The following is a 23723-nucleotide window of genomic DNA, read 5'->3' on the forward strand; positions in this document are numbered from 1 at the left end:
CTCAATTGGATGCTTCGTCATATGACTACTCCTGGTGTTACCACTAGGACTGGCAGTCAGAAGGCCGTCATCGCAAGACGGCCTTCACCGTGGGCTTACTCACTGTCTTCGCATCAACCGGCTGATTGTGATCTTCGGGCATGGTGAGAATGTCACCGGCCCACTTTGCGGCGTTCGTGGCGATGTAGGCGCAGAGCTGGGCGAACTTCGCTTCGGCAAGCTACTACTGACAGCGATCACGCGGGCCATCTAGGAGTTAAAAGCAGGTAATCTAGCGACGTCAGAGCTAACGGGATGCTGCTCAGAAAGTCTTTTTGACATGTAGCGCAGAATTACCCGCCCCCGAACCAACCGATAATCGAGATCCAAGCAGGTGTAACCGATCAACAAACCTACCCAAGCCATAAAGACAGCGTTGACATCCAATTCTTCAAAAAGATAGCCGCAAGTCAGTGTGACTGCGACGTAAAGAAAAAAACTAACCTTTCTGAAACGAAACACGATATACGCGACAGAGCTTACAACAAAAATACAAACCAATATGCCGGCAGTAAATGCAGTCGAAATAAAACCGTTATGAGGTGTGCCCAAGTTGCTGAACATCTTCATCTCAGCAACCCTGGCCATAAGTCCTACGCCAAAAGGATTGTTGAGAGCTACTTGGATGCCGTAGCCTAGCGATTCAAGTCGCTCAAAAATATTTGAGCTGGCGTTCTCGTCCTCGATAAACCTTTTCGAGATCGCGTCATCGAGCCAATCAAATGACCCAAAAGAAAACATAACTGAGATAATTAAAGTTCCAATAATGGCATACACTAATGTCAAAGCCAATTTCCGGCTCGAAATAGAAGACATGTACGACATTAGCCCTATCAAAGCCACCGTACCCATCCCTGATCTATTTAATGTGGCCGTAAACGAAATAAGGTATACCGCTAAAAATGATGCAAATATAAAAAAGCTACGCCGCCTCTCTGCTAAATATGCCGCGGCGGTGGCTGCCAAGGCGAACACTGGACCAGCTTCATTTCCGTGCGTCCAAAGTCCGCCAGCTTTTTCGAAGCGCAGTAAAGGTGCATTATAGTCGCCGCTTGCTGCAGCATCAGCTACTGCCTGATAGTCAAAGATAAGGGCCAAACCAACCTTTGTAAGCGTGTATGGAGCGTACAAATCAACAAACAAAAATACCGTTGTCGCTACAAATCCTGCCAAAATTCCCCAGCAAAATAAATTTAGAGAGTCTTCCCGGAGTAATGCGAAAGTAAACGGGAGAAAATAAAGTATATATAAAAACGTAAAAACGGATGAATATAACTCCCCATTGCCTCTATCGTTAAAAAAAGTCAGCGACATCAGGAGTGCAAAAATCACTGGAACAAGATGAATTAGGATAATTGCATAATTGAACATCCTAATATAAATTATATACAATATAGGTATTGTTGTTATAACGATCATGTCCGTCATTCGAAGAAACGGAAGCCCAAAGGCTGTCGGAATAACGTTACATTGCAACAAGAAACCAAAAACGAATATAAATAAACGTATCATTCCACGGGACACAACTATCCGACCGGGATACATAGGTAGCGCTTCAATGAAACTGGGCAATTCATCGCGTTGCCGCTGTCTGCTTAGCTCTAGTCGCTGCACTTTGGAAAGCCTTCTACATAGATATTGTCGCTAGACTCACCAAGCTAAATCGGAAAACATTTCCTCTTTTTCATCTTCGCTTAAAGCACGATATTCGTAGTTGTTGGCGTCTCCCCGCCGCATAACCACATGTGAAAGTTTCTCACCAGCAATCGAGGTTACGGGAAAGAAAACGTGCGCGCGAACCCATTCATCTGGATCGCGCTTGGGCTTGTTACGTTTGAAGAATGCAGCTATCTCTAGGAACTTGACGTATAGTAGTGATGGCATAACTACCGAATTCATTTTTACCCCAATCTTTTTTCTTAAAATATAAAAAAATATCAAAAAACCTTTTTAGCCTAGGAATCGACCTTGATCAAGAACCTTCATGCTCTCAGGGCTTTTGCCGCACTGATGGTAGTTTATGTACACATCGTTCCGGATTTACGACGTGCATATCCCGATCTTCCAATCTTTGTCTCTGCAAATGCTGGCGTTGACATATTTTTTGTGTTGTCCGGCTTCCTCATGGTAACAAGCGTCGAGAAGGCAAAAACAACAATATTTGACTTCTATTTCAATAGATTGGCACGGATAGTGCCGTTGTATTGGCTACTCAATTTGCTCATCTGTGCTGCATATCTTTTAGGTCTGCGGCCGATAGGCGTCACCACCCTTCCGCTAGATGATGTTGTCAAGTCCTTCTTGTTTCTACCGGTCCATAGAAATGGCGTCGAGTATCCTATTTTGTATGTAGGATGGACCTTGATTTACGAAATACTTTTCTATTTTGTATTTGGAATTTTCGTTTGGATAAAAGACAGATTTTCTGCATCGCTTTTTGTTACGCTGATATTAATAATTTTGGCCGCACTACATTTGGTTTTGAATGTTGAAGATTCCATATTCTTACGATTTTACACGAACCCGATTATACTAGACTTCGCGTTAGGCGTTTGGCTCGCACGCTTTTCCTTGGCTTACGATTTCAGAAGTCTGCCAGCTTACTGCTTGATAGGAAGCATGTTAGCAGGGGCGGTACTCATTGCTCTACCCGATATTATTTCCCTTCCGTCGTACGAGGGGTTTACTAGGCCTGCAACTTGGGGGGTGGGAGGAAGTTTAGTAATTTTTGCGCTGTTGGGTTTAGAAAAACGAGGGATATCCGTGAATTACTCACCCGTGCTTACGATTGGCTCAGCGAGTTATGCAATATATCTCATCCATCCATTTGTGTTACAAATTGTCGCGAAGATGACATCGCACATCGTGGAATATCGCCCACTATTTTGCGTTATGACTGTGGTTGGCGGGATTGGGTTGACCCTTCTTATCAGCGTGCAAACATGGCAGCGGTTTGAAGTCCCCGCAAACAAAGTGTTGCGAAATTGGCTGGCGTCGAGAGCGCTCCGAATAAACGCAAATGAGGTTTAGTCCCGGACAGGATCAAGCGCGAGTATGCAAATTCTCTTCGATACCGCGCGCGCAAGCGCTTGATTGGCCGCCGCACTTAGGTGCAAGCCGTCTACCCATTTTTGGGGGATATCTGACATTGCTGCCGAGGCATCGACGAAAAACAGATTCCGTTCACGCGCCGAACTCCGAACGACCTCGCGATACGCTTCTAAACCCGCGTCTACAGCGCCTGTGGCAATAGGGGGAGGCGTCACGAGAAGAACTTGGCCCCCCGTGAGTGTGCGGCGATTGATTAACCGTTCTAAGTTTACTTTAAATTCTTCTGTTGTAAGCGACCTCTCCAGTTTCCCGAAGTTGCCGAAGTCGTTGGTCCCATACATCAAAACTGTCAGATTGGCAGTTTTCTTTGCCGCCCATCTTCTGATGCCGTCGATACTTCTGTCACCTGGGAAGCCATGATTAGTGACTTGCAAATCCTTTAGAATTTTGCCTACCTCTTCCGGAAAAGGAACTTTGCTTCTTCGTGGCCATGCGCCGTTGATTTTTGGCTCACCCGCAATTTCGCTTTCATCAAAGCCATAGGTTAAGCTATCTCCTTCAAAAACGATTTCCGAATTGGGCGTGACAATAATTTGGTCAGATAAACACGTTCCATGACTAGGGCTGGCGAAGATTAGCAGAGCGACCAGGCAGCCTGGAAATGCGAAGTGGGAAAAAGACTTTGTCAGCATTAATTTTCTCGTGAGATATATTTTTGTAACGATATTCTGAGGACTTCATATTATGATAATGAATTTGCAAGTTTTAAGAGCAGTGGCGGCTTTTCTGGTTTTTTTTCATCATTTTATTCCCAATATAGATCGAGTTTTTCCAGGGGCAAAAGCCTATGAATTCGGAGCTGCTGGAGTGGACATTTTTTTTGTCCTCAGTGGGTTCATCATGGTGTTAACAACGTTCGATAGAGATGGTGACCCAGCGAAGTTCTTCGTTAATCGAATTGTCCGTATCGTACCTATATACTGGATAATGACATTAGCTATCGTTGCCCTGTTCTTGATTGGGTTTCGCCCCATTGGCGTGCTCGATCTGGAAATAAGCTACATTTGGAAATCACTTTTATTTATCCCGTTTACTCGCAACGGCCTATGGGAGCCAATATTATCTGTTGGTTGGACGCTGAATTTTGAAATGTTTTTTTATACGCTATTTGCGTTGCTGCTTATTTTTCCTAATTTTAGACTTAGAATATCTCTCCTGGTATCAATTTTAACGTTTTTCGTTGGTGCTGGAATGGTTTTCCCGCTGAACTCTTACCTCGAATATTATGCCAGCCCCGTAATATTGGATTTTGCTTTTGGAGCAGGATTTGGAGCTTACTATGTTTCGAAACGCGCTAGTTCTCTCTCAGGAAAAAAAGTCGGCGCGTGGCTTCTAATAGCCGCAGGAGCACTTCTTATTGCCGCAACAGGCAGCGGACTGGGGCTTAGCTCAAGTAGTAATATATTGCGCCCAATGACTTGGGGCTTGGCTGGCGTATTGCTGATTTACGGCTGCGTGCTTCTCGAGGAACTTGGCTTGGTTGCACGAAACAGATTTTTGATTCAACTTGGAAACGCGAGCTACTCGATATATCTCGTTCATAATCTGATGATTCAGGTTTCCGTAAAAGCGGTAAGTGTATTTTTTACGCCCGGTTTGGTTGCGCTAGTGATAATGGTTTTGTGCGCTTTGGCGATGACAACGATATTTGGTTTGGCCTCGTATAAATTCATTGAGTATCCAATAAACCAAAGTTATCGTCGACTAACTATTAAGCCGCAAAAGATGGAATCGATGGCAGGATCGCGACTGTAGTAAGTATCGATATGCCGGTTTGCGCTAAGACGCGGACTCACTACCTGACGCGAGATCCTCGTGGCGGCAAGTTTGAGCCCGGCAAGTTAATGATCTGCACGTCTGTCGTATCGCGTTGCCAGACCACGCGTCTGTTTGATGCGATTGAAGAAACACTCCACCAGATTGTGTTGGCGATATACCCAGCGGCTGAAACTGGAGGTCTGTTTGCGGTTGGCTTTGGCGGGGATATTGCCCAGCACTTACGTTGCTTGGCAAAGTTACGGATCGCGTCGTTGTCATAGGCCTTGTCGGCAAGCAGCGTCGAACCAGGCTTAATGTCACTTAGCAGCTTTTCGGCCATGGGAGCATCCGCAGCCTGACCCGCGCTCAATTCCAGTCGAACAGGCAAACCATCAGCATCAACGAGCGCGTGGATTTTTGTCGTCAGGCCGCCACGCGAACGTCCCATGCAAGGATCGGCAGATCCCCCTTTTCTGCGCTGGCACCATGCTTGTGAACGCGGACACAGGGGTAATCGATCATGACGACCTCTCCGGAATAATGCCTTGAAACAGCACCGAGAAGACGATCCCAGACGCCCACCTTGCGCCACCGCGAGAAGCGATTGTGTAGCGTCTGCGCGGACCGTAGCGCTCCGGTACATCACGCCAGGATGAGCCGGTCCGAAAGTGCCAAAGGATACAATTGATCATCCGGCGGTCGTCTACTCGCGCAACTCCACGGCTATTGCTCGGCAACACCTGGAGTGCCCCCGTTTCGCCAGACAGTCGGAAGGCTGAAAAAGGCTTCCTGAAAACTGAAAAATATTCCCGGTATAAAACCGGGTACATTTCAAAATGACCAAAAAATTGTGTAGCCAATTTCAACGTACTAGGGGTTTGAACGTTACAGACACCCCATCTGCCATAAAATTCCAAACAGACAGTTTGAAATCAAGAGAACCGGCAGCGTTAGCGACGCGGTGTTCTCTTGGCTTGGAAATTTCTTGTATCACCGAAATGAAGAAACCCGCCTTTCGGCGGGTTCCGTTGATTAATGTATTAGAGTTCAGGACAGCCGCGTTCATTCGCGAATGTGATGCGCTCCGGTCCTCGGCGGGTGAAGCCCTGGACGACGACGCGACCGGGGGTGACGCGCACGATTTCGGGGTCGCGCAGGCCTGCCTCGCGGGCGGCGGCGCGGGCTTCGCGTTCGCCGCAGCCACGCATGCGCGGAGGTCCTCGTCGGTCCATGTCGCGGTCGCGATCACGTATAACCGGGCGAACGCCGTCTGGGCCGATCCGCAGCTCCATGTCCTGCGCACTTGCGTGAATAGGGGCGGCAATGGACACCAATGCGATGCCGAGTGCCAGGCCGGCGGTTTTTATTGACTTGATCATGTTCCCTCACTCAGCCGAAAACCGGCGGAAGCTCGTGTGTTTGCGAGGAGAAAACGCGGTCGGGCTTCGTTTGTTCCTTGAGCAGGAGACATCTCAAGACGGCGCGTTTACAGGCGCATCAGGCTTCCCGCGCTGCGGAAAAGACATAAATCGTTAACCACGTTCGTTACAATTTTATCGAATTTGCAGAAGTCGTTCGCATTTTTGCCACGTTATGCACAAGATTAAGCGACTGTTAGGTGCTTCGATGGCAGGGGCATGCATCGAGGCAAATGAGGGTGCGGTTCTTCGAGCCTGCAAGCAGCGTGGGGCAGACGATTTGAAATCTACGGTCAAGAAACTCGGCATCAACGCCAGATCGGGCGTGAAGTGGCTTGCAATTTCCGTGCTTTGCGCCGCGACAGCCTCGTGTTCCACCACCTCTGAGACCAAACCGAAGCAGAAGCGCAGCAAGGAATATTTCTCCGAATCGGAATATGGCGTCAAAGCCAGCCCGCGCGTGGCCGACGGCCAGAACATTCCCAAGGGCGGCGGGCGTGAGCTTCTCGGCAATGCCTATACCGTCAAGGGCCGACGTTATTTTCCGAAGGAAGAGCCGGGTTACAACAAGACCGGTCTTGCCTCCTGGTATGGTTCCGCCTTCCACGGCCGCCTGACGGCAAATGGCGAGGTCTATGACAAGGAACATCTTTCCGCTGCGCATCCGACATTTCCCCTGCCGAGCTATGCGCGCATTACCAATATGGAAAACGGTGCATCGGTTCTGGTGCGCGTCAACGATCGCGGCCCCTTCCATGAAGGTCGCCTGATCGACGTTTCCAGCAAGACCGCAGATCTTCTCGACATGAAGGGCACTGGAACGGCGAATGTGCGGGTGCAATATGCAGGCCGTGCGCCGCTTGATGGGCACGACATGCCTTATCTGATGGCGTCCTATGTTCCGAAGGGCTCTCGTTCTCCGGGTGTTGCGCCGGAAGGGCAGATCGCGACTGGTGTCATGGTGGCTTCGGCTTCGCCGAATTTCGTGCCGGCCCCGACATCAAACCCGAATTACGGTGCTTCGACGCAGACGGCGCTGGTTGGTACCAAAAAGAATGCAGCGCTCCAGGCCATGCCGCTGGTCAACGGCCCCGCACCGGCCTTCGAACAATTTGCAATCCTGCCGGAAATCGGTCCGTTCCTGGCGGAACGCCCGGAAGGCAATTTCACGCGTGAGCCGGCAGCACCTGGCGGCAACTATCTGCGCGTGCCAACGCCGTCGTCCAAATATGCAGCGGCTTATTCCGAGGAATCCTCTGCTGTTTCGAGAACCTCACGTGCGTTCGACAGCGTGCTCGTCGATCGCGGAGCGCTCAATGAGGATTCCATACTTGCCCATGTGAAGCGTCAGCAGGCGAAGACGCGCTGACGGGTTGAAGAGTTTATGGCTGACTTGCGTTTTCGTCGCGAGCGGCGGGTTGCGGCAGGGAAAGCTGGGCGGTTTCATGCACAAGGCCATTCATCGTTCTTTTCTCCCGGTCGCGGCAGCGCTCGCATTTGCGTTTTTCGGTAACGGTCCGGCGCAAGCGCAAACGCAAACAGCACCTTTCATCGCCAAGGCCGAACAGGCCTATATGATCGATGCCGAAACCGGCACGGTGATGCTTTCCCAGAATGAAAATCAGTCCTTTCCGCCCGCTTCGCTTGCCAAGCTGATGACTGTGGAGGTGATGCTGGATGCGCTGGCCAAAGGGCAGGTGACGCCCGAGACAGCTTATCCCGTTTCTGAATATGCCTGGCGCACGGGTGGTGCGCCGTCGCGGACCTCGACCATGTTTGCGGCGCTGAAATCCTCCGTCAGCGTCAACGATCTTCTGACGGGAATTATTGTGCAGAACGCCAATGATGGCTGCATCATTGTCGCCGAAGGCATGGCAGGGTCCGACTCCGCTTTCGCCAAGCGCATGACGGTGAGAGCCGGCGAACTCGGCATGAACCGCAGTGTCTTTGCCAATTCGACGGGTCTTCCCGATCCGGGCAACCAGACGACCGCGAAAGATATGGTGCTTCTCGCCCAGCATCTGCGCGATACCTATCCCGATCGCTATGGGCTTTTCACCAAGCCGGATTTCGAATGGAACCGGATTTTCCAGCGTAACAAGAACTCGCTGCTGGGTAACGGCATAGACGGTCTCGGGCTTGGTTTTGCGGAAGGCAGCGGTTTCGCAGCGGTCGTGTCGGCAGAGCGGGAAGGGCGCCGGGTCTATCTGGCGCTTGGCGGCATCGCGGACGACAAGACGCGGCAGGACGAAGCACGCCGGGTGGTTGACTGGGGGCTGACGGCCTTCGAAAAACGCCATCTTTTTGCAAAGGACGAAGCCGTCGGTTCAGTCAGCGTCTACGGTGGCGATGTCTCGCATATAGACCTGTCGCCCCGGGAAGATGTCAGCGTGCTGGTACCGGTCAATAATCCCGAGCGTATTTCCGGGCGGATCGTCTATCGCTGGCCGCTCAATGCACCGCTCGACACTGGTGCGAATGTCGGAACACTCAAGGTTTTTTCGGGCGAAAGGCTGTTGCGGGAAGTGCCGCTTTACACGAGAACGGCAGTCGGCAAGGGCACGTTGACCCAGAATGCAGCCGGGGCTCTCAAGGAATTGCTGCTGTTCTGGCTCTGATGCCTATCCCGCAAGCCGCAACTTTCCCTATGCTTTTGTTCAGACACCGGATTTTCTGAAAAGCGCTTCACACTTTTCGGTTCGATGCTGTAAACAGGCATTTCGATATTTCTGAGACTTCCTCACAGGACGTGACATTGGCCGAAAAGACCGGATTGTTCATCAGCTTCGAGGGCGGCGAAGGCGCTGGCAAGTCGACGCAGATTCGCACGCTTGCCGAGGCGCTTCGCGACCGTGGTTTCGATGTGATCGTAACCCGTGAGCCGGGCGGTTCGCCGGGGGCAGAGGCCGTTCGCCATGTTCTGCTGTCGGGTGCTGCCGAATCCTTCGGCGTGCGCATGGAGGCAATCCTGTTTGCGGCAGCGCGCAACGACCATGTCGAGGAGGTCATTCGCCCGGCACTAGAACGTGGCGCAATCGTGCTTTGTGACCGGTTTCTTGATTCCTCACGTGTCTATCAGGGTACGACCGGCAATCTGGAGCCGGATTTCATCGAGACGCTGCAACGCGTTGCTATTGATGGCGTCGTACCGGAACTGACGTTGATCTTCGATATCGCCGCCGAAAAGGGCCTTGCCCGGGCCAGAAAGCGTGCGGATGAGGGTGCCGCACCGGACCGTTTCGAAAAAGAGGAAATCGAGACCCACGAGAAGCGGCGTGAAGCCTATCTGGATATTGCGCTTGCCGAGCCGCGTCGTTGTCGGATCGTCAATGCCGATCAGCCGGAAGAAAAGGTGACGGAAGACGTCATGTCATTTGTCGAGCCTTTGCTCGAGCGGCTGGAGACTGCGGCGGGCACGGCGCATGAGTGAGGTTCAGGGCGTTCTCGACGGCGCAATTGCGCCGCAGCAGAACACGAAGCTTTTCGGCCATGGCGAAGCGGAGGCGTTTCTTGCGCAGTCCTATCGCTCCGGCAAGGGCCACCATGCGATCCTGATCGAAGGCCCTGAAGGCATTGGTAAGGCAACACTCGCTTTCCGTTTCGCCAACCATGTACTTACCCATCCCGATCCAGCCACAGCACCGGATTTCCTGGCCGATCCCGATACGGAATCGCTTGTCAGCCGGCAGATCACCTCCGGTGCGTCGCATAATCTGCTGCATCTGACCCGCCCGGCGGATGAAAAGACCGGCCGCGTGAAATCCGCCATCACGGTGGATGAGGTGCGGCGGGCAGGGCACTTCTTCTCGCAGACGTCGGGCACCGGCAATTGGCGTATCGTCATCATCGATCCGGCTGACGATCTAAACCGCAATGCCGCAAACGCCATTCTGAAAATACTGGAAGAGCCGCCAAAGCGGGCGATGTTCCTCGTTTTGTCGCATGCGCCGGGCAAATTGCTGCCGACCATCCGCTCGCGCTGCATGCCGCTCCGGCTGCTGCCGCTTTCGGATGCGGATATGGTGCAGTCGCTCGATCATCTCGGTATCAGCCCTGCTGGCGAAAAGCGGGATGCGCTGCTTTCCGCCTCCAAGGGCAGCGTCGCGCAGGCGTTAAAACTGATGAATTACGGCGGCTCCGACATTGTGGAGGCGCTCGCCTCCGTCATGACGGCCGAAGGGCCCGGTGCACGCAAGCAGATGCACAAGCTTGCCGAAGTTCTGGCACAGAAGGACGGCGATATTGTTCTCGGCTTCTTCATGGAGCACGTGACGGAGGAGTTGATGGCGCGTGCGAGAGCGGCGGCGATGGCCGGTGATATCTCGGCGGCAGAGAAACATGCGCGCCTTTCGTCGACGCTTTCGGAACGAATTACCGTGGCGCAGGCCTATAATCTCGACAAGAAGCAGATGGTGCTTTCCATTCTGGAAGATGTTCGCGGCGTGTGAGACCCAAGAGATCGTACGGAACGTACGCTTTTGCTTTCGCTGTTGCGAACAATCGTTTAAGAGCGGTCTATCCAAAAAACAGCCTGTAAAGTCGATAGACCGTCATGACAGACAAGACACCCTTCTACATCACCACCGCAATCTCCTATCCTAACGGCAAGCCGCATATCGGCCATGCCTACGAGTTGATTGCGACGGATGCCATGGCACGCTTTCAGCGCCTGGACGGAATGGATGTTTTCTTCCTGACCGGCACCGACGAACACGGCCAGAAGATGCAGCAGACAGCGCGGGCGGAAGGCATTTCGCCGGAAGAGCTGGCGCAGCGCAATTCCGACCAGTTCCGCGAGATGGGCAAGCTCCTTAACGCCTCGAACGACGATTTCATCCGCACCACGGAAGAACGTCATCATGAGACCTCGCGCAATATCTGGAACCTGATGGCCGACAGCGGCGACATCTACAAGGACAGCTATGCCGGCTGGTATTCAGTGCGCGACGAGGCCTATTACGGCGAGGACGAGACGGAAGTGCGCGCCGACGGCGTTCGCTATGGGCCGCAGGGCACGCCCGTCGAATGGGTCGAGGAGGAGAGCTATTTCTTCAAGCTCTCCGAATATCAGGACAAGCTGCTGAAGCTCTACGAGGAAAACCCGGATTTCATCGGTCCCGCTGAGCGTCGCAACGAGATCATCTCCTTCGTCAAATCCGGCCTCAAGGACCTGTCGATTTCCCGTACGACGTTCGACTGGGGCATCAAGGTTCCTGATGACCCGAAGCATGTCATGTATGTCTGGGTCGATGCGCTGACCAACTACATTACCGCTACGGGTTACATCGAAGACAAGAACGGTCCGCGTGCAAAATATTGGCCGGCCGACGTGCATATCATCGGCAAGGACATCATTCGCTTCCACGCGGTCTATTGGCCGGCTTTCCTGATGAGCGCCAAGCTGCCGCTGCCCAAGCGGGTTTATGCGCACGGCTTCCTGCTCAACAAGGGCGAGAAGATGTCGAAGTCGCTTGGTAACGTCGTCGATCCGGTCAATCTGGTCAACCATTTCGGTCTCGATCAGGTCCGCTATTTCTTCATGCGCGAAGTCTCCTTCGGCCAGGACGGCAGCTATAGCGAAGAGGGCATCGCCACCCGCATCAACGCAGATCTTGCCAATGGCATTGGCAATCTGGCCAGCCGCTCGCTGTCGATGATCGTCAAGAATTGTGACGGACAGATCCCGACGCCCGGGCCGTTGACCGATGAAGACAAGGCGATGCTCGCCTCCGCCGACGGGCTTCTGGCACTCTGCCGTGAGGAAATGGGCAAACAGCTCATCCATCGCGCGCTTGCAGCCATCATCGCCGTCGTTTCGGAAACCGACCGCTATTTCGCGTCGCAGGAGCCGTGGGCTCTGAAGAAGACCGACCCAGAACGCATGGGCACCGTGCTTTACGTGACGGCGGAAGTCGTCCGCCAGATAGGCATTCTGTTGCAGCCCTTCATGCCGGGATCCTGCGAGAAGCTGCTCGATCTCGTAGCCGCCCCTGCCGACAAACGGGATTTTGCCGCACTCGGCGAAGCCGGACGTCTGTTTCCGGGAACGCCGCTTGAGGCACCGAAGCCGGTATTCCCGCGTTACGTCGCACCGGAAGCGTGAAGGCGACGACCATGCTGATCGATACGCATTGCCATCTGGATTTTCCCGATTTCGAGGCTGAGCGCGACGATATCATCGCTCGCGCCCATGCTTCCGGCGTTGCCCAGATGGTGACGATCTCGACCCGGGTGCGCCGTCTGCCCGAGCTTCTGAAGATTGCGGAAAAATATCCGTCGGTTTTCTGCTCGGTCGGCACGCATCCGAACAATGCCGACGAAGAACTCGACATTTCGGCCGACGAGCTTGTGCGGCTTGCCGAGAGCCACGACAAGATCGTGGCGATCGGCGAGGCGGGGCTGGATTATTTCTACGACACGCAAAAGCCGGAAGACCAGAAGACCGGCCTCGTTCGCCACATCGAGGCGGCGCGGAGAACCAAGCTTCCGCTCGTCATCCACAGCCGCAGCGCTGATGAGGACATGGCTGCGATTCTGCGTGAAGAAAGCGACAAGGGTGCTTTTCCCTTTATCCTGCACTGCTTTTCCGCAGGTCCCGATCTCGCTAACACCGGCGTCGAACTTGGCGGTTACGTATCCTTTTCCGGCATTCTGACGTTCCCGAAATCGCAGGATATCCGCGATATTGCAGCCACCGTGCCGCTCAACCGTGTGCTGGTGGAAACGGATGCGCCTTATCTTGCGCCCAAGCGTTGGCGCGGCAAGCGCAATGAGCCTTCTTATGTGGTGAACACGGCGGAAGTGCTGGCGGAGGTACATGGCATCTCGTTCGAGCGCATGGCCGAAATCACCACCGAGAATGCTTTCCGCTGCTTTTCGAAGATGACAAGGGTGTAGGCGTGGCAATCTACCGTCGCCGCTTTACGGTTCTCGGATGTGCGTCGTCTCCCGGCGTACCGCGCATCAACGGCGACTGGGGCGCCTGCGATCCTGAAAACCCCAGGAATCGGCGTACTCGTGCGGCCTTCATGGTGGAGCAGATCGGACCTGATGGTGGTAAGACCACCGTCGTCATCGACACTGGGCCTGATTTTCGCGAGCAGATGATTGCCGCCAAAGTGGAGGCAGTCGATGCGGTTCTATACACTCATGCCCATGCCGACCATTTGCACGGTATTGACGATCTGCGCATCTATTTCGCCATTCAGCAGAGCCGCATTCCGATCTATGCCGATCCAGTCACCATGGCGCGCATCTGGGATGGTTTTGCCTATTGCCTGGAAACGCCTCCGGGCAGCAATTATCCGCCGATCGTCGAGCCGCGGATCATCGCCGATATCGACGCGACCCTGATCATCGAGGGGGCAGGCGGGTCGATACCTTTCAACGTGCACATGCAGCAGCATGGTGACGTGCACTCGCTCGGCTTTCGGATTGGCGATGTTGCCTATTGCACCGATGTCAGCGATTTTCCGACCGAAAGCGTGCCCAAGCTTGCCGGTCTCGACGTCCTCGTCATCGATGCGCTGCAGCACCGTTATCACCCCAGCCATCTCTCGCTCGAACAGGCGCTCGGCTGGATCGATAGATTTGCACCCAAAAGGGCGATCTTGACCCATATGCACATTCCGCTCGATTATGACACGGTGATGCGCGAAACGCCTGATCATGTTGAACCGGCTTACGACCAGATGCGTTTCGAAGTCGAACTCGAGATTGAAGCGCCCTAATACCGCCTGAAAAGGAACAGCATGTCGACCCGGCCTTTCCGTGCACCCAGTATGGCGAGCTTCTTCGACAATCTGCGCTCCAGTCGCCTGCGGGCGATGTTCCGGCGCGGCGAGCTGGGGCTGGTGGCTCTCGCCGTCCTCATCGGCATTGCGGCCGGCCTTCTGGTGGCGTTGATCGGCAGATTGAGTACGGCCCTGCATGTGTTGGTCTTCGGTGTCGAGCGGCTGAGCAGCAGTGAACTCTCCGGCTGGATCGTGCTTGCCGGGCCGGTCATTGGCGGCATCGTACTCGGCCTGATCCTCTTCATTCTTTCGAAAACCCGCAAAAAGCCGATGGTCGACCCCATCGAGGCGAATGCGCTGCATGGCGGCCGCCTTTCGCTGACGGACAGCATCATCGTCTGCGTGCAGAACATCGTCTCAAACGGTTTCGGCGCATCTGTCGGGCTTGAGGCAGGCTATACGCAGATCGCCAGCGGTGTGGCCTCCAAGATCGGCATCAAGCTAAAGCTGAGACGAGGAGACATGCGCATCCTCGTCGGCTGTGGTGCTGCTGGTGCCATTGCCGCTGCCTTCAACGCGCCTCTAACCGGGGCATTCTATGCCATAGAACTCATCATCGGCACCTATACCGTCGTGACACTCGCGCCGCTCATTGTCTCTGCGCTGGTTGCCAGCATCGTGGCAGGGCTTATCGGCGGACATGGCCTGTCCATCGATATCTATGATGCCAGCCGTGTGACGCCGCCGGATTATGTACCGGCCATCTTTCTCGGCGTGGTATGTGCGTTTATCGGCATCGTGCTGATGCAGACGGTCTCCCTTATCGAGGAAACGGCCCGCAAAAGCGCGATTCCCGGCTGGCTGCGTCCAACAATCGGTGGCGTGGCGGTGGGCGCACTTGCGCTGATTTCACCGCAGGTCCTGTCGAGCGGCCACGGTGCGCTCCATCTCAACATCGATGCCGATCTGACGATATACGGGCTGGCCGGGCTTTTCCTGCTGAAGGCTGCGGCGAGCGCGATTTCCATCGGCTCGAATTTCCGCGGCGGTCTGTTTTTTGCCTCGCTGTTCATGGGGTCGCTGGTCGGCAAGATTTTCGCACTCTGCGCACCCTATATCGGCTATGGCTCGACAGCACCCGTGGTCTACGCCGTGGTCGGCATGAGTGCTTTTGCCGCCGCCATTATCGGCGGTCCTCTGACGATGACGTTTCTGGCGCTGGAACTGACCGGAGACTTCCAGATCACGGCTTTGGTGCTCGCGGCCGTCATCACGACATCGCTAGTGGTACGCACCACCTTCGGTTACTCCTTCGCCACTTGGCGTTTTCACCTGCGGGGCGAAAGCATTCGCAGCGCCCACGATATCGGCTGGATCCGCGACCTGACGGTGGGCAAGATGATGCGCGCCGATATTCGCAAGGCCAATGTCAGCATGGGTCTTCCCGCGTTCAAGGAGAAGTTTCCGCTAGGCTCTACGCAGCGGGTTATCATGACACATGACGACGGGCGTTATGCCGGAATGGTCCTCGTGCCGGAAATCTACGCCGATCCGATGGATCGCGATCCCTCCAAGATCAGCCTCGAGACCTACCTCAATTACAAGAACGACGTGCTGCTGCCGGCAATGAACGCACGTCAGGCGGCGGCAGCCTTCGATGCTACCGAAAGCGAAGCTCTGGTTGTCGTCAACGACAAGATCGAAAACCGACCGGTTGGCCTGCTGACGGAAAGCCATACGCTGAGGCGGTATAGCGAAGAGCTCGAGCAAAGGCGCCGCGAGGCATCAGGAGAGTTATAAATCACATCAGGAAACTGCACTTATATGTTGAAATAGATAGGTTTATTATGATCTAGATCTTGGGGCGACAGACTTGTGATTTTCCAGCGATGTCGCATGGGCTAACTTGGCATCACATTGTGAAGCAAGCTGTCATTCGCCGCAGCGGATGCGATTTGAGTACTCAAAGGAATAGACCATGGATGGCGGCAACTTCGATCTCAAGGAGGAAATCCGCGATTATTGGTCGAAAAGATCAGAGACTTTCGATCTGGCCTTTGGACACAAGATAGCAGCCGGCGCCGAGGCCAATGCATGGCAGAAGCCGATCCGCGACCTGGTGGGACCTGAGCCGAAACATATCCTTGAACTGGCCTGTGGCACCGGCGAGGTGACGCGACTTATTCATGATCTCGGCCACGAGGTCACGGCACTCGACTTTTCAGAAGCGATGTTATCCGTAGCGCGCGCCAAACATGCGGGAAAACCAAGGCTACGTTTCGTGATGGCGGATGCCGAAAACACCATGGAGCCGGATGCGTCCTATGATGCGATCATTTGCAGGCATCTGGTCTGGACACTGACGCAGCCTGAGGAGACCTTCCGCGAGTGGTTCAGGCTGCTTCGTCCGGGCGGTCGGCTCCTGTTTTTCGATGGTGACTGGGCAACGCCAAAACCGGCAGGGCGTCTTGCCAGCCTTTTGATCCGGCTCATCGATCTTTCGGTGGGGGCCGACAAGAATTACGATGGCGCCCAAAGCAGCCATCATGCCGCAATCATGAAGGCGCTTCCGTTCGGGCAGGGGTTGCGCCCGCAGATGCTGACGCCGCTCCTGATCGCCGCCGGCTTTACCGGCATCGAACTGCACTCACATGCCCCGATTGCGAGAGCGCAGCGGAAAAACACCAACCTGCGCAACAGGCTGCGAACTTTCGTCTACCGTCGTTTCATCCTGACCTGCCGCCGTCCTTGAAACGGGACTGGTAATGGGAAACGGGAAAGGTGAGGGGCCGAGTGTGAAATCACACAACCACAAACTCAGCGGTCCTTTACAATAGCACCACCCGAGAAATGGTCGCGGTACCAGGGCAGAAACCATATTGCGAGCGGGCCGAAGACCATGCGATAGAGCGCTTGCGTAAAAGTCAGTCTTTCGCCGGTGCGCCGGACGACCTTTAATCGCATTAGCAGTTTTCCGGGAGTTGCCATGAAGGCGCTGCTTTCGAAGGCCGGGAAATAGCAAAACAACACGGATGCCAGCCATAAAAGCGTTACGCCCATCAGAGGTGTCGGCGGTTGCCCCGCTGGAGCGTCCATATATTGCGGTAGCCACTCTGCGGCGATGAATGTCGGTGCAAACGCCACACTGATGAGCAAGATGAGATCGACTATTCCTGCGACGATGCGTTTGAAGATCATGTTTCATCCCTGGACGTGAATCTGACTCGAATAAGATGATTGTACAAGCTATCTACAGAAAACACCCGAAAGCGCTGTCAGTCTTTCCAAACGCCTTTGACGCAAGGAAATGAGCTACATGACTGCTCCACTCGTCATCTACGCGGATGGTTCATACGACCCCGTTGCATTATCGGGAAGCTGGGCATTCATCGTGTTTGAAACCGAGCGGCAGATCCATGCTGCGCGAGGAACGGAAATCGGACTTACGAACAATTCGTTTGAAGTCATGGCGGTCATGAATGCACTTTTGTGGCTCGATGCACAGGCTCCAGGCCGGCCAGCCAAGCTCTGGACAGACTCCGCTCACGTGATGGAAGGTTGCCATCGCTGGCGCGAAATCTGGCGGAGCAACGGGTGGAAGCGCATCAATCCAGATTCGCGAAAACGCAAACGACAGATACCAGATGGCGGTCTGTGGCAGAATGTGGATCGTTTGCTCCTTTGTAATCCGACCGTCGAGATAGCGTGGTGCAAGGGACATTCCGGTATAGCCGGGAACGATCTCGCGGATGCTTTGGCCCGTACCAAGATGGTGGATGGGGGCAATTAGTCTCACGCCAACCGGTCTATAGACGCACGCCAGCAGCTTGTTCTTGTTGAAGTAGCGGAGCTTCAAGCTGTCCGTGCATGAACAAAATTGGGGCGTTATCAGCCCTGCAATCCACGCCAATATGGTGCCGCTGTTCCTCCTTAAATTGCCGCCCCATCTCTCCGCCAAGGCTCGGCAATTCGTTGTGGCAACGAGAGCATAAAAAATCCCAGCTGGGTTGACTCATTTATGAAACCGGTTACATTCCTTCATGTAAACGGTTTCATCGGTTAAAAACCGTGCTTGGAGGAGCAAATTTTCATGTTTAAACATTTGATGGCTGCTGCCGCTATGGTGCTGGCGGCGGGCACGTCCGTGCATGCTCAGGAACAGAGCTTCAAGATCGGTCTTTCCAATTCTTTCGTCGGCAGCGAGTGGCGCACGCAGATGATCGAGGAAGCCCAGGCTGCCGCAAAGGCGTGGGGCGAAAAGGGCGTGAAGGTCGAAGTCGTCGTTCAGAGCGGTAATGTCGATGTGCAGGGGCAGATCGGCCATATCCGCAATTTCATGAACCAGGGCGTTGATGCGATCCTCATCAATCCCGGCAGCCCGACTGCCTTTGATCCGATCTTCGCTCAGGCGAAGGCACGCAACATTCTCGTCATCGCAACCGACGCGGAAGTGTCCTCTAAGGACGCGATCTACGTCGGCATCGACCAGAAGGCCTGGGCGGCACAGTCCGCACAGTGGCTTGCGGATTCGCTCAAGGGCAAGGGAAGCGTCGTCGCGATCAACGGTATCGCCGGCAATCCCGCCAACGAAGCCCGCGTCGCCGGTTACCGCGAAGTGTTCAAGAAATATCCTGATATCAAGGTGCTGAACGAAGCCAATGCGAGCTGGGATCAGGCGCAGGGCCAGCAGGCGATGCAGAACCTTCTCGCCACCTATCCCGATATCAGCGGTGTGTGGGTGCAGGACGGCATGGCCGACGGCGCATGGCGCGCAATCGAAGCCGCCGGCAAGACCAAGGACATCGCCGCGACAGGTGAAATCCGCAAGGACTTCATGACGCGCTGGGAGAAGGAAAAGTTCAACTCCGGCGCCTCCGTCAATCCTCCGGGTGTCATGGCCAGCGCACTCAACGTTGCGGTTCTGAAGCTGCAGGGCAAGGAATTCAAGGACGGCATTTTCGGCGGTACCTACGGAAACGCCATCTATATTCCGATCCCCTTCGTGAGCAACGACAACCTCGCGGACAACATCAAGTCCGCCGAAGGTAAGCCGGGCTATTGGTCCGTCACGGCAACCGTGACGCCGGAACAGGCCGGCGAGTTCTTCAAGTAAGATCAGTCTCGGGCTGGCCGCAAACGCCAGCCCGAAACCTGAAATTCGAATGTGGACCGCGTATTGCGCGCGTCCGCCAGTGACGAAGCACAATGACAAGTAAAATTCGGGGACATGCGATGGCGAACGCTCTGGAAGCGGCCGGCATACAGAAGAATTTTGGCGCCGTGCGTGCGCTTTCCGACGGCAGGCTGACCGTTGGTCGCGGTGAAATTCACGCGCTGCTGGGCGCAAATGGTTGCGGCAAGAGCACGCTCTGCAAGATCGTTGCAGGTGCGGTCGCGCCGACCAGCGGCACCATCAGGTTCAACGGCGAAAACGTGCGCTTCAAAAGCCCGCGTGATGCCGAAAATGCCGGCATTGCGCTGTTTTATCAGGAGCTAAGCCTCATTCCGCAGCTTTCCGTCGCTGACAACATTTTTCTCGGTCGCGAACCGAAGCGCGGCGTTTTTGTCGACGGCAAGGCCCTGAAAGCCGAGGCGCGCAGGCTGATCGCGCTGTTTGACGGTGTTGCCTGCACCGGTCTGGAGCCGGATGCGATCGTCGGCAATCTGCCGCCCGATCAGCGCCAGCTCGTCGAAATCCTGAAAGTTTTCGCCCAGAATGCCAGCCTCATGATCATGGATGAGGCAACGGCGGCACTTGATGGCCGCCAGTCCGAGCGTTTTTTTGAGATACTCAGAGCCAAGAAGGCGGAGGGTATCTCCACCATCATGATTTCCCACCGGCTCGATGAGGTTTTTGCTGTCTGCGACCGCATCACCGTCATGCGTAACGGTGCGACCATTTCGGAACTCGACACCGCCGCTACCACCCGCGAGGCCGTGGTACATGACATGGTCGGCGATGTCCGCGCCGCGCCTGCCCGCCAGCAGGGACGCGCAGGTGCAGCGCCCAGCCTGAAGGTGACGGACGTTGCGGGCGAGGGTGTTCGCGGTGTCAGTCTTGAAGCCTATCCGGGTGAAATCGTCGGTTTGGCGGGATTGCAGGGGCAGGGCCAGTCGGCCTTGCTGAAGGGCCTGTTCGGCGCAAGCCCCTTTGCCGCCGGGCAAATCCACTTCGAGGGCCGTGATGTCGCCATCGGCAAGCCTTCGCAGGCGGTTCATAACGGTTTTGCCTATGTGTCGGGCGACCGCGGGCGTGATGCCTCGCTTCAGGGCCGGTCGATCTTCGAAAATCTTGTTGCAGCTCTGATGGTGCGCGAAAAGATGAGACTGGTCCGGCCCGCGACGCTGAAGCCGCGTGTGCAGAAGGTCGCGGACGGCATGAAGACGAAGTTTGCCGGCATGGATATGCCTATCGGCACGCTCTCAGGCGGCAACCAGCAGAAAATCTTCATTTCCCGCTGGCTTGCCACCGCGCCGAAACTGCTGCTGCTCGATGATCCGACCAAGGGTATCGATCTTGGCGCCAAGGCCGATCTCTTCGCGCTGATGCGCCAGCAGGCTGACGCGGGCGCGACCATTCTTCTCTATTCCTCGGAAGATGCGGAAATCCTCGAATATGCCGACCGCATTCTCGTGTTCAACGGCGGACGCATTTCTGCGGAGCTGACCGGAGCCGACATGACATCCGTCAACATGACCCGCGCCGCCTATGGAGACGCCGCATGAATTCCCTCGGTTTTGTGCGCAAGCAACCCTGGATCATAACCCTCGTGGTTCTGGCCGTTCTCATCGGCGTCAACACGTTTCTGCAGCCGTCTTTCGTGCAGCCGGCCGTATTGCAGTCGAACCTGACGACATTTCTTCCCCTGATCCTGGTCGCCATCGGTCAGACCTATGTCATTCTGGCGGGGGATATCGACCTGTCGGTCGGAAGCATCGTAGCGCTCGCCAATGTCGTTACCGTCAGCGTCATCGCTGCACTTGGCGGAACGGCAGGTGCCGTCGTTGCAGGCATGGGAGCGGGAGTTGCGGTCGGACTGATCTGTGGGCTGGTCAACGGCCTGTTCATATCCGGCCTGCGTTTCCAGCCCATCGTCACCACATTCGCGACGGGCATCATCTTTGCCGGTCTGGCGATCTGGGTTCTGCCGCAGGCCGGTCTTCCCGTGCCGGAAGCCTATTGGCAGACCTATTCCGGCAGCTTCATCGGTTTGCCTTTCGTGCTGTGGATGCTGTTGGCTGGTATTGCCTTTACGCTCGTTGTGTCGCGCATTCCGTTTCACGTGCATTTGTTGGCCGTGGGCGGCAATCGCACGGGCGCTTTCCAGACGGGCCTGCGCCTCTCCGGCATTCGCATTGGCGCCTACATGATTTCCGGTCTGTTTTCGGCGCTCGCAGCGCTGTGCCTGACGGGCGAGACCGCCTCCGGCGACCCCTTGCTCGGTGCAAGCCTGGCGCTCTCCTCCATTTCGGCGGTCGTTCTTGGCGGCACCGCACTGTCCGGCGGGTTCGGCAGCTCGACAGGATCGATCGCCGGCGCGCTGGTGCTGGGCATGATTGGCAATGTGATTTTCTTTGCGGGCTTGCCCTTCGAGTACCAGACTTTGGTGCAGGGGTTGATCGTGCTGACGGCACTTGCCGGCGGCGTTCTGGTGACGAGGCGTTGAGATGACAAATTCCGGTTTGAAAATCAAATCCATCATCACCGATCCGCTGACCATTGCGATTGGCGCGTCAGTGTTCCTGCTGCTGGTCGGCGAACTGTTGTCGCCCGGCTTCGCACAGGGGTCGCAGATCGTGCGGCTGCTGACGATCGCCGCTATTCTCGGTATCGTCGCGGCAGGCCAAAATCTTGTGATCCTCGGCGGACGCGAAGGCATCGATCTGTCCGTCGGCGCGATGATCTCGCTCGGCGCGGTCCTTGCCGGCAACATGATGAACGGACAGAATGTCGGAATACCGCTCGCCATACTGGTCGCAGGTGGTATTCCCTTCCTGATCGGCCTCATCAATGGCCTCGGCATCACCTTCGTGCGCATTCCGCCGCTGGTCATGACACTCGGCATGACAGCGGTGATCCAGGGCGGGCTGGTGGTCTATTCGCAGGGCGTTCCATCAGGTGCGGCGGCGCCCCTCCTGGCGGGTTTCATCAACCGGCCTCTCGTTTTCGGTATTCCCGGCGTCCTCTTCGTCTGGCTTGGCATTGCCGCGATCATGCTGTTCGTGCTGCGCCGCACGGCCTTCGGCTTCTCCATTTACGCCATCGGCTCCAACGAGCGGGCGGCGACGTTGGTCGGATTGCCCGTGTCTTTGATCCGCACGCTGCTTTACGGCCTGTCCGGCCTGTTTGCCGGTCTGACTGGCGTCTGCGTGATCGGTTATACCGGCACCTCCTTCATTTCTGTCGGCGACCAATATGTCCTTCCATCGATCATCGCTGTTGTCATCGGCGGCACTTCGCTTGCCGGTGGTGCGGGCGGATATATCGGAACCATGGCCGGGGCAGTTGCGCTCACCATTCTGCAAAGCGTACTGATAACGCTCAACCTCGATGTATGGGCCCGGCAGATCATATTCGGTGTCACGTTACTTGCGCTGATGCTGCTTTATGGCCGCCAAAAGCAGTTGCGTGTGTGACAGATGAGCAAAGACCAAGGTTCGAATATCAGGGAAGTTGCAGCTCTCGCGGGCGTTTCAATCGCGACCGTGTCACGGGCGCTGCAACAACCCGACAAAGTCCGCCCGGAAACTAGGAAGAAGGTTTTCGATGCCGTCAGGCAGGCGAACTTCGTTCCCAACGCCCAGGCCGCAAGCTTCAGGCGTCAATCCAACAATACCGTCATTCTTCTCGTTCGCGATATCGGCAACCCCTTTTATCTCGAGATCTACAAGGGCGTGGAGGAAGCGGCGGGGGAGGCGGGCTTCAAGGTGCTCATGGGCGACGCCCGTAACGACGAAAACCGCGTGGCGACACATATCGACATGGTCAGGCAGAAACATGCTGACGGCCTCATCCTGATGACCGGCCAGTTTCCTTCAGAGCTTCTCGGTCAGGGTGACGCGCTGCCGCCGATCGTCATCGCTTCGGAAACCGTGCCAGGCATCGCGCTGCCCACCGTCAAGGTCGATAACCGCGCCGCGTCCAAAAACGCCGTGCATCATCTGATCGAAGCAGGGCACACGAAGATCGCGCATCTCGCCGGACCTTTTCCGGAAAGTCTGGCACAGGAGCGTTTCGAGGGCTACCGCGACGCGCTTGAGGAAGCGGGTATCGGTTACGCGGATGAACTCGTCGTGACAGGCGATTACAGCATCGAAGCCGGTAGACAGGCGATTGCCGGACTTCTCGAAAACGGCATTTCCTTCACCGCCATCTTCGCCTCGAGCGACCAGATGGCGATTGGCGCGATCAGCGAGCTGCGCGGGCGCGGGCTGTCCGTGCCGACCGATGTCTCGGTCATTGGCTTCGACGATATAATTTTCGCCAATGCCTTCGAACCACCGCTAACGACAGTGCGCCAGCCCCGGCAGGAAATGGGCCGCAAAGCCATGGCGCTGATGGTCGACCGGCTTAATGGCAAACGCACGGCCGAAACCATCGTGCTGGATACGGAACTGGTGGTGCGCGGCTCGGTCGCGCCCTGCCGTTCGCCGCACCGGTAGC

General features: G+C 55.5%; 22 protein-coding genes and 1 pseudogene. 17 read left to right on the forward strand and 6 right to left on the reverse strand.

Annotation, left to right across the window (positions count from 1 at the left end; genetic code table 11):
* Positions 1-249: 249 nt before the first annotated feature.
* Positions 250-1353, reverse strand: coding sequence for an O-antigen ligase family protein (locus ACQZ5Y_RS27615; RefSeq protein WP_174049461.1), 1104 nt, complete (start codon positions 1351-1353; stop codon positions 250-252).
* 336 nt (positions 1354-1689) lie between these two features.
* Positions 1690-1938 carry a hypothetical protein gene (locus ACQZ5Y_RS27620; RefSeq protein WP_174049460.1) on the reverse strand — a complete coding sequence of 83 codons (249 nt, stop codon included), beginning with the start codon at positions 1936-1938 and terminating at the stop codon, positions 1690-1692.
* Positions 1939-2007: 69 nt separating this feature from the next.
* On the opposite strand from ACQZ5Y_RS27620, the gene ACQZ5Y_RS27625 reads away from it, so the two are divergent.
* On the forward strand, positions 2008-3069 hold the full coding sequence (locus ACQZ5Y_RS27625; protein WP_174059872.1) for an acyltransferase family protein: 1062 nt from the start codon (positions 2008-2010) through the stop codon (positions 3067-3069).
* On the opposite strand, the gene ACQZ5Y_RS27630 is transcribed toward ACQZ5Y_RS27625, so the two are convergent.
* Positions 3066-3782, reverse strand: coding sequence for an SGNH/GDSL hydrolase family protein (locus ACQZ5Y_RS27630; protein WP_174049458.1), 717 nt, complete (start codon positions 3780-3782; stop codon positions 3066-3068). The genes ACQZ5Y_RS27625 and ACQZ5Y_RS27630 overlap by 4 nt on opposite strands.
* A gap of 52 nt (positions 3783-3834) precedes the next feature.
* Here ACQZ5Y_RS27630 and ACQZ5Y_RS27635 point away from each other — a divergent pair, with 52 nt between their 5' ends.
* Complete coding sequence (locus tag ACQZ5Y_RS27635) at positions 3835-4905, forward strand: acyltransferase family protein (RefSeq protein WP_174049457.1); 1071 nt, start codon at positions 3835-3837, stop codon at positions 4903-4905.
* 86 nt (positions 4906-4991) lie between these two features.
* Here the strand turns inward: ACQZ5Y_RS27635 and ACQZ5Y_RS27640 are convergent.
* Positions 4992-5675: pseudogene (locus ACQZ5Y_RS27640) on the reverse strand (IS5 family transposase).
* A 273-nt stretch (positions 5676-5948) separates the two neighbouring features.
* Positions 5949-6287, reverse strand: a complete 339-nt coding sequence (locus ACQZ5Y_RS27645) for a hypothetical protein (protein ID WP_003515252.1) — start codon at positions 6285-6287, stop codon at positions 5949-5951.
* A 319-nt stretch (positions 6288-6606) separates the two neighbouring features.
* On the opposite strand from ACQZ5Y_RS27645, the gene ACQZ5Y_RS27650 reads away from it, so the two are divergent.
* The 9 genes from ACQZ5Y_RS27650 to ACQZ5Y_RS27690 all read left to right on the forward strand — a co-directional run bounded on the left by ACQZ5Y_RS27650 (position 6607) and on the right by ACQZ5Y_RS27690 (position 16811).
* The gene (locus tag ACQZ5Y_RS27650; RefSeq protein WP_025593441.1) at positions 6607-7695 is read left to right on the forward strand and encodes a septal ring lytic transglycosylase RlpA family protein; all 1089 of its coding nucleotides are present in this window, start codon (positions 6607-6609) and stop codon (positions 7693-7695) included.
* A 76-nt stretch (positions 7696-7771) separates the two neighbouring features.
* Entirely contained in the window at positions 7772-8944 is a 1173-nt protein-coding gene (locus tag ACQZ5Y_RS27655) for a D-alanyl-D-alanine carboxypeptidase family protein (protein ID WP_174049456.1), read from the forward strand.
* Positions 8945-9081: 137 nt separating this feature from the next.
* Positions 9082-9756, forward strand: a complete 675-nt coding sequence (tmk, locus tag ACQZ5Y_RS27660; protein ID WP_003515249.1) for a dTMP kinase — start codon at positions 9082-9084, stop codon at positions 9754-9756.
* Positions 9749-10774: a DNA polymerase III subunit delta' gene (locus ACQZ5Y_RS27665; RefSeq protein WP_013636095.1), complete on the forward strand. Its 1026-nt coding sequence runs from the start codon at positions 9749-9751 to the stop codon at positions 10772-10774. The genes tmk and ACQZ5Y_RS27665 overlap by 8 nt, the downstream gene beginning before the upstream one ends.
* A gap of 104 nt (positions 10775-10878) precedes the next feature.
* Positions 10879-12429 carry a methionine--tRNA ligase gene (gene metG, locus ACQZ5Y_RS27670; RefSeq protein WP_174049455.1) on the forward strand — a complete coding sequence of 517 codons (1551 nt, stop codon included), beginning with the start codon at positions 10879-10881 and terminating at the stop codon, positions 12427-12429.
* An 11-nt stretch (positions 12430-12440) separates the two neighbouring features.
* Positions 12441-13223, forward strand: coding sequence for a TatD family hydrolase (locus tag ACQZ5Y_RS27675; protein ID WP_174049454.1), 783 nt, complete (start codon positions 12441-12443; stop codon positions 13221-13223).
* A 2-nt stretch (positions 13224-13225) separates the two neighbouring features.
* Positions 13226-14056: an MBL fold metallo-hydrolase gene (locus ACQZ5Y_RS27680; RefSeq protein WP_174049453.1), complete on the forward strand. Its 831-nt coding sequence runs from the start codon at positions 13226-13228 to the stop codon at positions 14054-14056.
* A 21-nt stretch (positions 14057-14077) separates the two neighbouring features.
* Positions 14078-15859 carry a chloride channel protein gene (locus ACQZ5Y_RS27685; RefSeq protein WP_174049452.1) on the forward strand — a complete coding sequence of 594 codons (1782 nt, stop codon included), beginning with the start codon at positions 14078-14080 and terminating at the stop codon, positions 15857-15859.
* A 178-nt stretch (positions 15860-16037) separates the two neighbouring features.
* A complete protein-coding gene (locus ACQZ5Y_RS27690; protein WP_013636092.1) occupies positions 16038-16811 on the forward strand; it encodes a class I SAM-dependent methyltransferase in 774 nt (257 codons plus the stop codon).
* A gap of 65 nt (positions 16812-16876) precedes the next feature.
* Here the strand turns inward: ACQZ5Y_RS27690 and ACQZ5Y_RS27695 are convergent, their stop codons facing one another.
* On the reverse strand, positions 16877-17257 hold the full coding sequence (locus ACQZ5Y_RS27695; protein ID WP_013636091.1) for an RDD family protein: 381 nt from the start codon (positions 17255-17257) through the stop codon (positions 16877-16879).
* A gap of 118 nt (positions 17258-17375) precedes the next feature.
* On the opposite strand from ACQZ5Y_RS27695, the gene ACQZ5Y_RS27700 reads away from it, so the two are divergent.
* The 6 genes from ACQZ5Y_RS27700 to ACQZ5Y_RS27725 all read left to right on the forward strand — a co-directional run bounded on the left by ACQZ5Y_RS27700 (position 17376) and on the right by ACQZ5Y_RS27725 (position 23722).
* On the forward strand, positions 17376-17849 hold the full coding sequence (locus ACQZ5Y_RS27700) for a ribonuclease H family protein (protein WP_174049451.1): 474 nt from the start codon (positions 17376-17378) through the stop codon (positions 17847-17849).
* Positions 17850-18149: 300 nt separating this feature from the next.
* Positions 18150-19172 (forward strand): substrate-binding domain-containing protein, encoded by a 1023-nt coding sequence (locus ACQZ5Y_RS27705; protein ID WP_003515239.1) that lies wholly within the window; start codon positions 18150-18152, stop codon positions 19170-19172.
* A 119-nt stretch (positions 19173-19291) separates the two neighbouring features.
* The gene (locus tag ACQZ5Y_RS27710; RefSeq protein ID WP_174049450.1) at positions 19292-20785 is read left to right on the forward strand and encodes a sugar ABC transporter ATP-binding protein; all 1494 of its coding nucleotides are present in this window, start codon (positions 19292-19294) and stop codon (positions 20783-20785) included.
* Positions 20782-21726 carry an ABC transporter permease gene (locus tag ACQZ5Y_RS27715; RefSeq protein WP_019566277.1) on the forward strand — a complete coding sequence of 315 codons (945 nt, stop codon included), beginning with the start codon at positions 20782-20784 and terminating at the stop codon, positions 21724-21726. The genes ACQZ5Y_RS27710 and ACQZ5Y_RS27715 overlap by 4 nt, the downstream gene beginning before the upstream one ends.
* Position 21727: 1 nt before the next feature.
* On the forward strand, positions 21728-22696 hold the full coding sequence (locus ACQZ5Y_RS27720; protein WP_003515236.1) for an ABC transporter permease: 969 nt from the start codon (positions 21728-21730) through the stop codon (positions 22694-22696).
* Between the two features lie 3 nt (positions 22697-22699).
* Complete coding sequence (locus ACQZ5Y_RS27725; protein WP_003515235.1) at positions 22700-23722, forward strand: LacI family DNA-binding transcriptional regulator; 1023 nt, start codon at positions 22700-22702, stop codon at positions 23720-23722.
* Position 23723 lies beyond the last annotated feature (1 nt).

It is taken from the genome of Agrobacterium sp. A3-95, from assembly GCF_053521785.1.

Coding starts and splice junctions, on each gene's coding strand:
- ACQZ5Y_RS27615 (WP_174049461.1), bottom strand. CDS start 1,353: ATGTCGCTGACTTTTTTTAACGATAGAGGCAATGGGGAGTTATATTCA.
- ACQZ5Y_RS27620 (WP_174049460.1), bottom strand. CDS start 1,938: ATGAATTCGGTAGTTATGCCATCACTACTATACGTCAAGTTCCTAGAG.
- ACQZ5Y_RS27630 (WP_174049458.1), bottom strand. CDS start 3,782: ATGCTGACAAAGTCTTTTTCCCACTTCGCATTTCCAGGCTGCCTGGTC.
- ACQZ5Y_RS27635 (WP_174049457.1), top strand. CDS start 3,835: ATGATAATGAATTTGCAAGTTTTAAGAGCAGTGGCGGCTTTTCTGGTT.
- ACQZ5Y_RS27645 (WP_003515252.1), bottom strand. CDS start 6,287: ATGATCAAGTCAATAAAAACCGCCGGCCTGGCACTCGGCATCGCATTG.
- ACQZ5Y_RS27655 (WP_174049456.1), top strand. CDS start 7,772: ATGCACAAGGCCATTCATCGTTCTTTTCTCCCGGTCGCGGCAGCGCTC.
- ACQZ5Y_RS27665 (WP_013636095.1), top strand. CDS start 9,749: ATGAGTGAGGTTCAGGGCGTTCTCGACGGCGCAATTGCGCCGCAGCAG.
- metG (WP_174049455.1), top strand. CDS start 10,879: ATGACAGACAAGACACCCTTCTACATCACCACCGCAATCTCCTATCCT.
- ACQZ5Y_RS27675 (WP_174049454.1), top strand. CDS start 12,441: ATGCTGATCGATACGCATTGCCATCTGGATTTTCCCGATTTCGAGGCT.
- ACQZ5Y_RS27685 (WP_174049452.1), top strand. CDS start 14,078: ATGTCGACCCGGCCTTTCCGTGCACCCAGTATGGCGAGCTTCTTCGAC.
- ACQZ5Y_RS27690 (WP_013636092.1), top strand. CDS start 16,038: ATGGATGGCGGCAACTTCGATCTCAAGGAGGAAATCCGCGATTATTGG.
- ACQZ5Y_RS27695 (WP_013636091.1), bottom strand. CDS start 17,257: ATGATCTTCAAACGCATCGTCGCAGGAATAGTCGATCTCATCTTGCTC.
- ACQZ5Y_RS27700 (WP_174049451.1), top strand. CDS start 17,376: ATGACTGCTCCACTCGTCATCTACGCGGATGGTTCATACGACCCCGTT.
- ACQZ5Y_RS27705 (WP_003515239.1), top strand. CDS start 18,150: ATGTTTAAACATTTGATGGCTGCTGCCGCTATGGTGCTGGCGGCGGGC.
- ACQZ5Y_RS27710 (WP_174049450.1), top strand. CDS start 19,292: ATGGCGAACGCTCTGGAAGCGGCCGGCATACAGAAGAATTTTGGCGCC.
- ACQZ5Y_RS27715 (WP_019566277.1), top strand. CDS start 20,782: ATGAATTCCCTCGGTTTTGTGCGCAAGCAACCCTGGATCATAACCCTC.
- ACQZ5Y_RS27720 (WP_003515236.1), top strand. CDS start 21,728: ATGACAAATTCCGGTTTGAAAATCAAATCCATCATCACCGATCCGCTG.
- ACQZ5Y_RS27725 (WP_003515235.1), top strand. CDS start 22,700: ATGAGCAAAGACCAAGGTTCGAATATCAGGGAAGTTGCAGCTCTCGCG.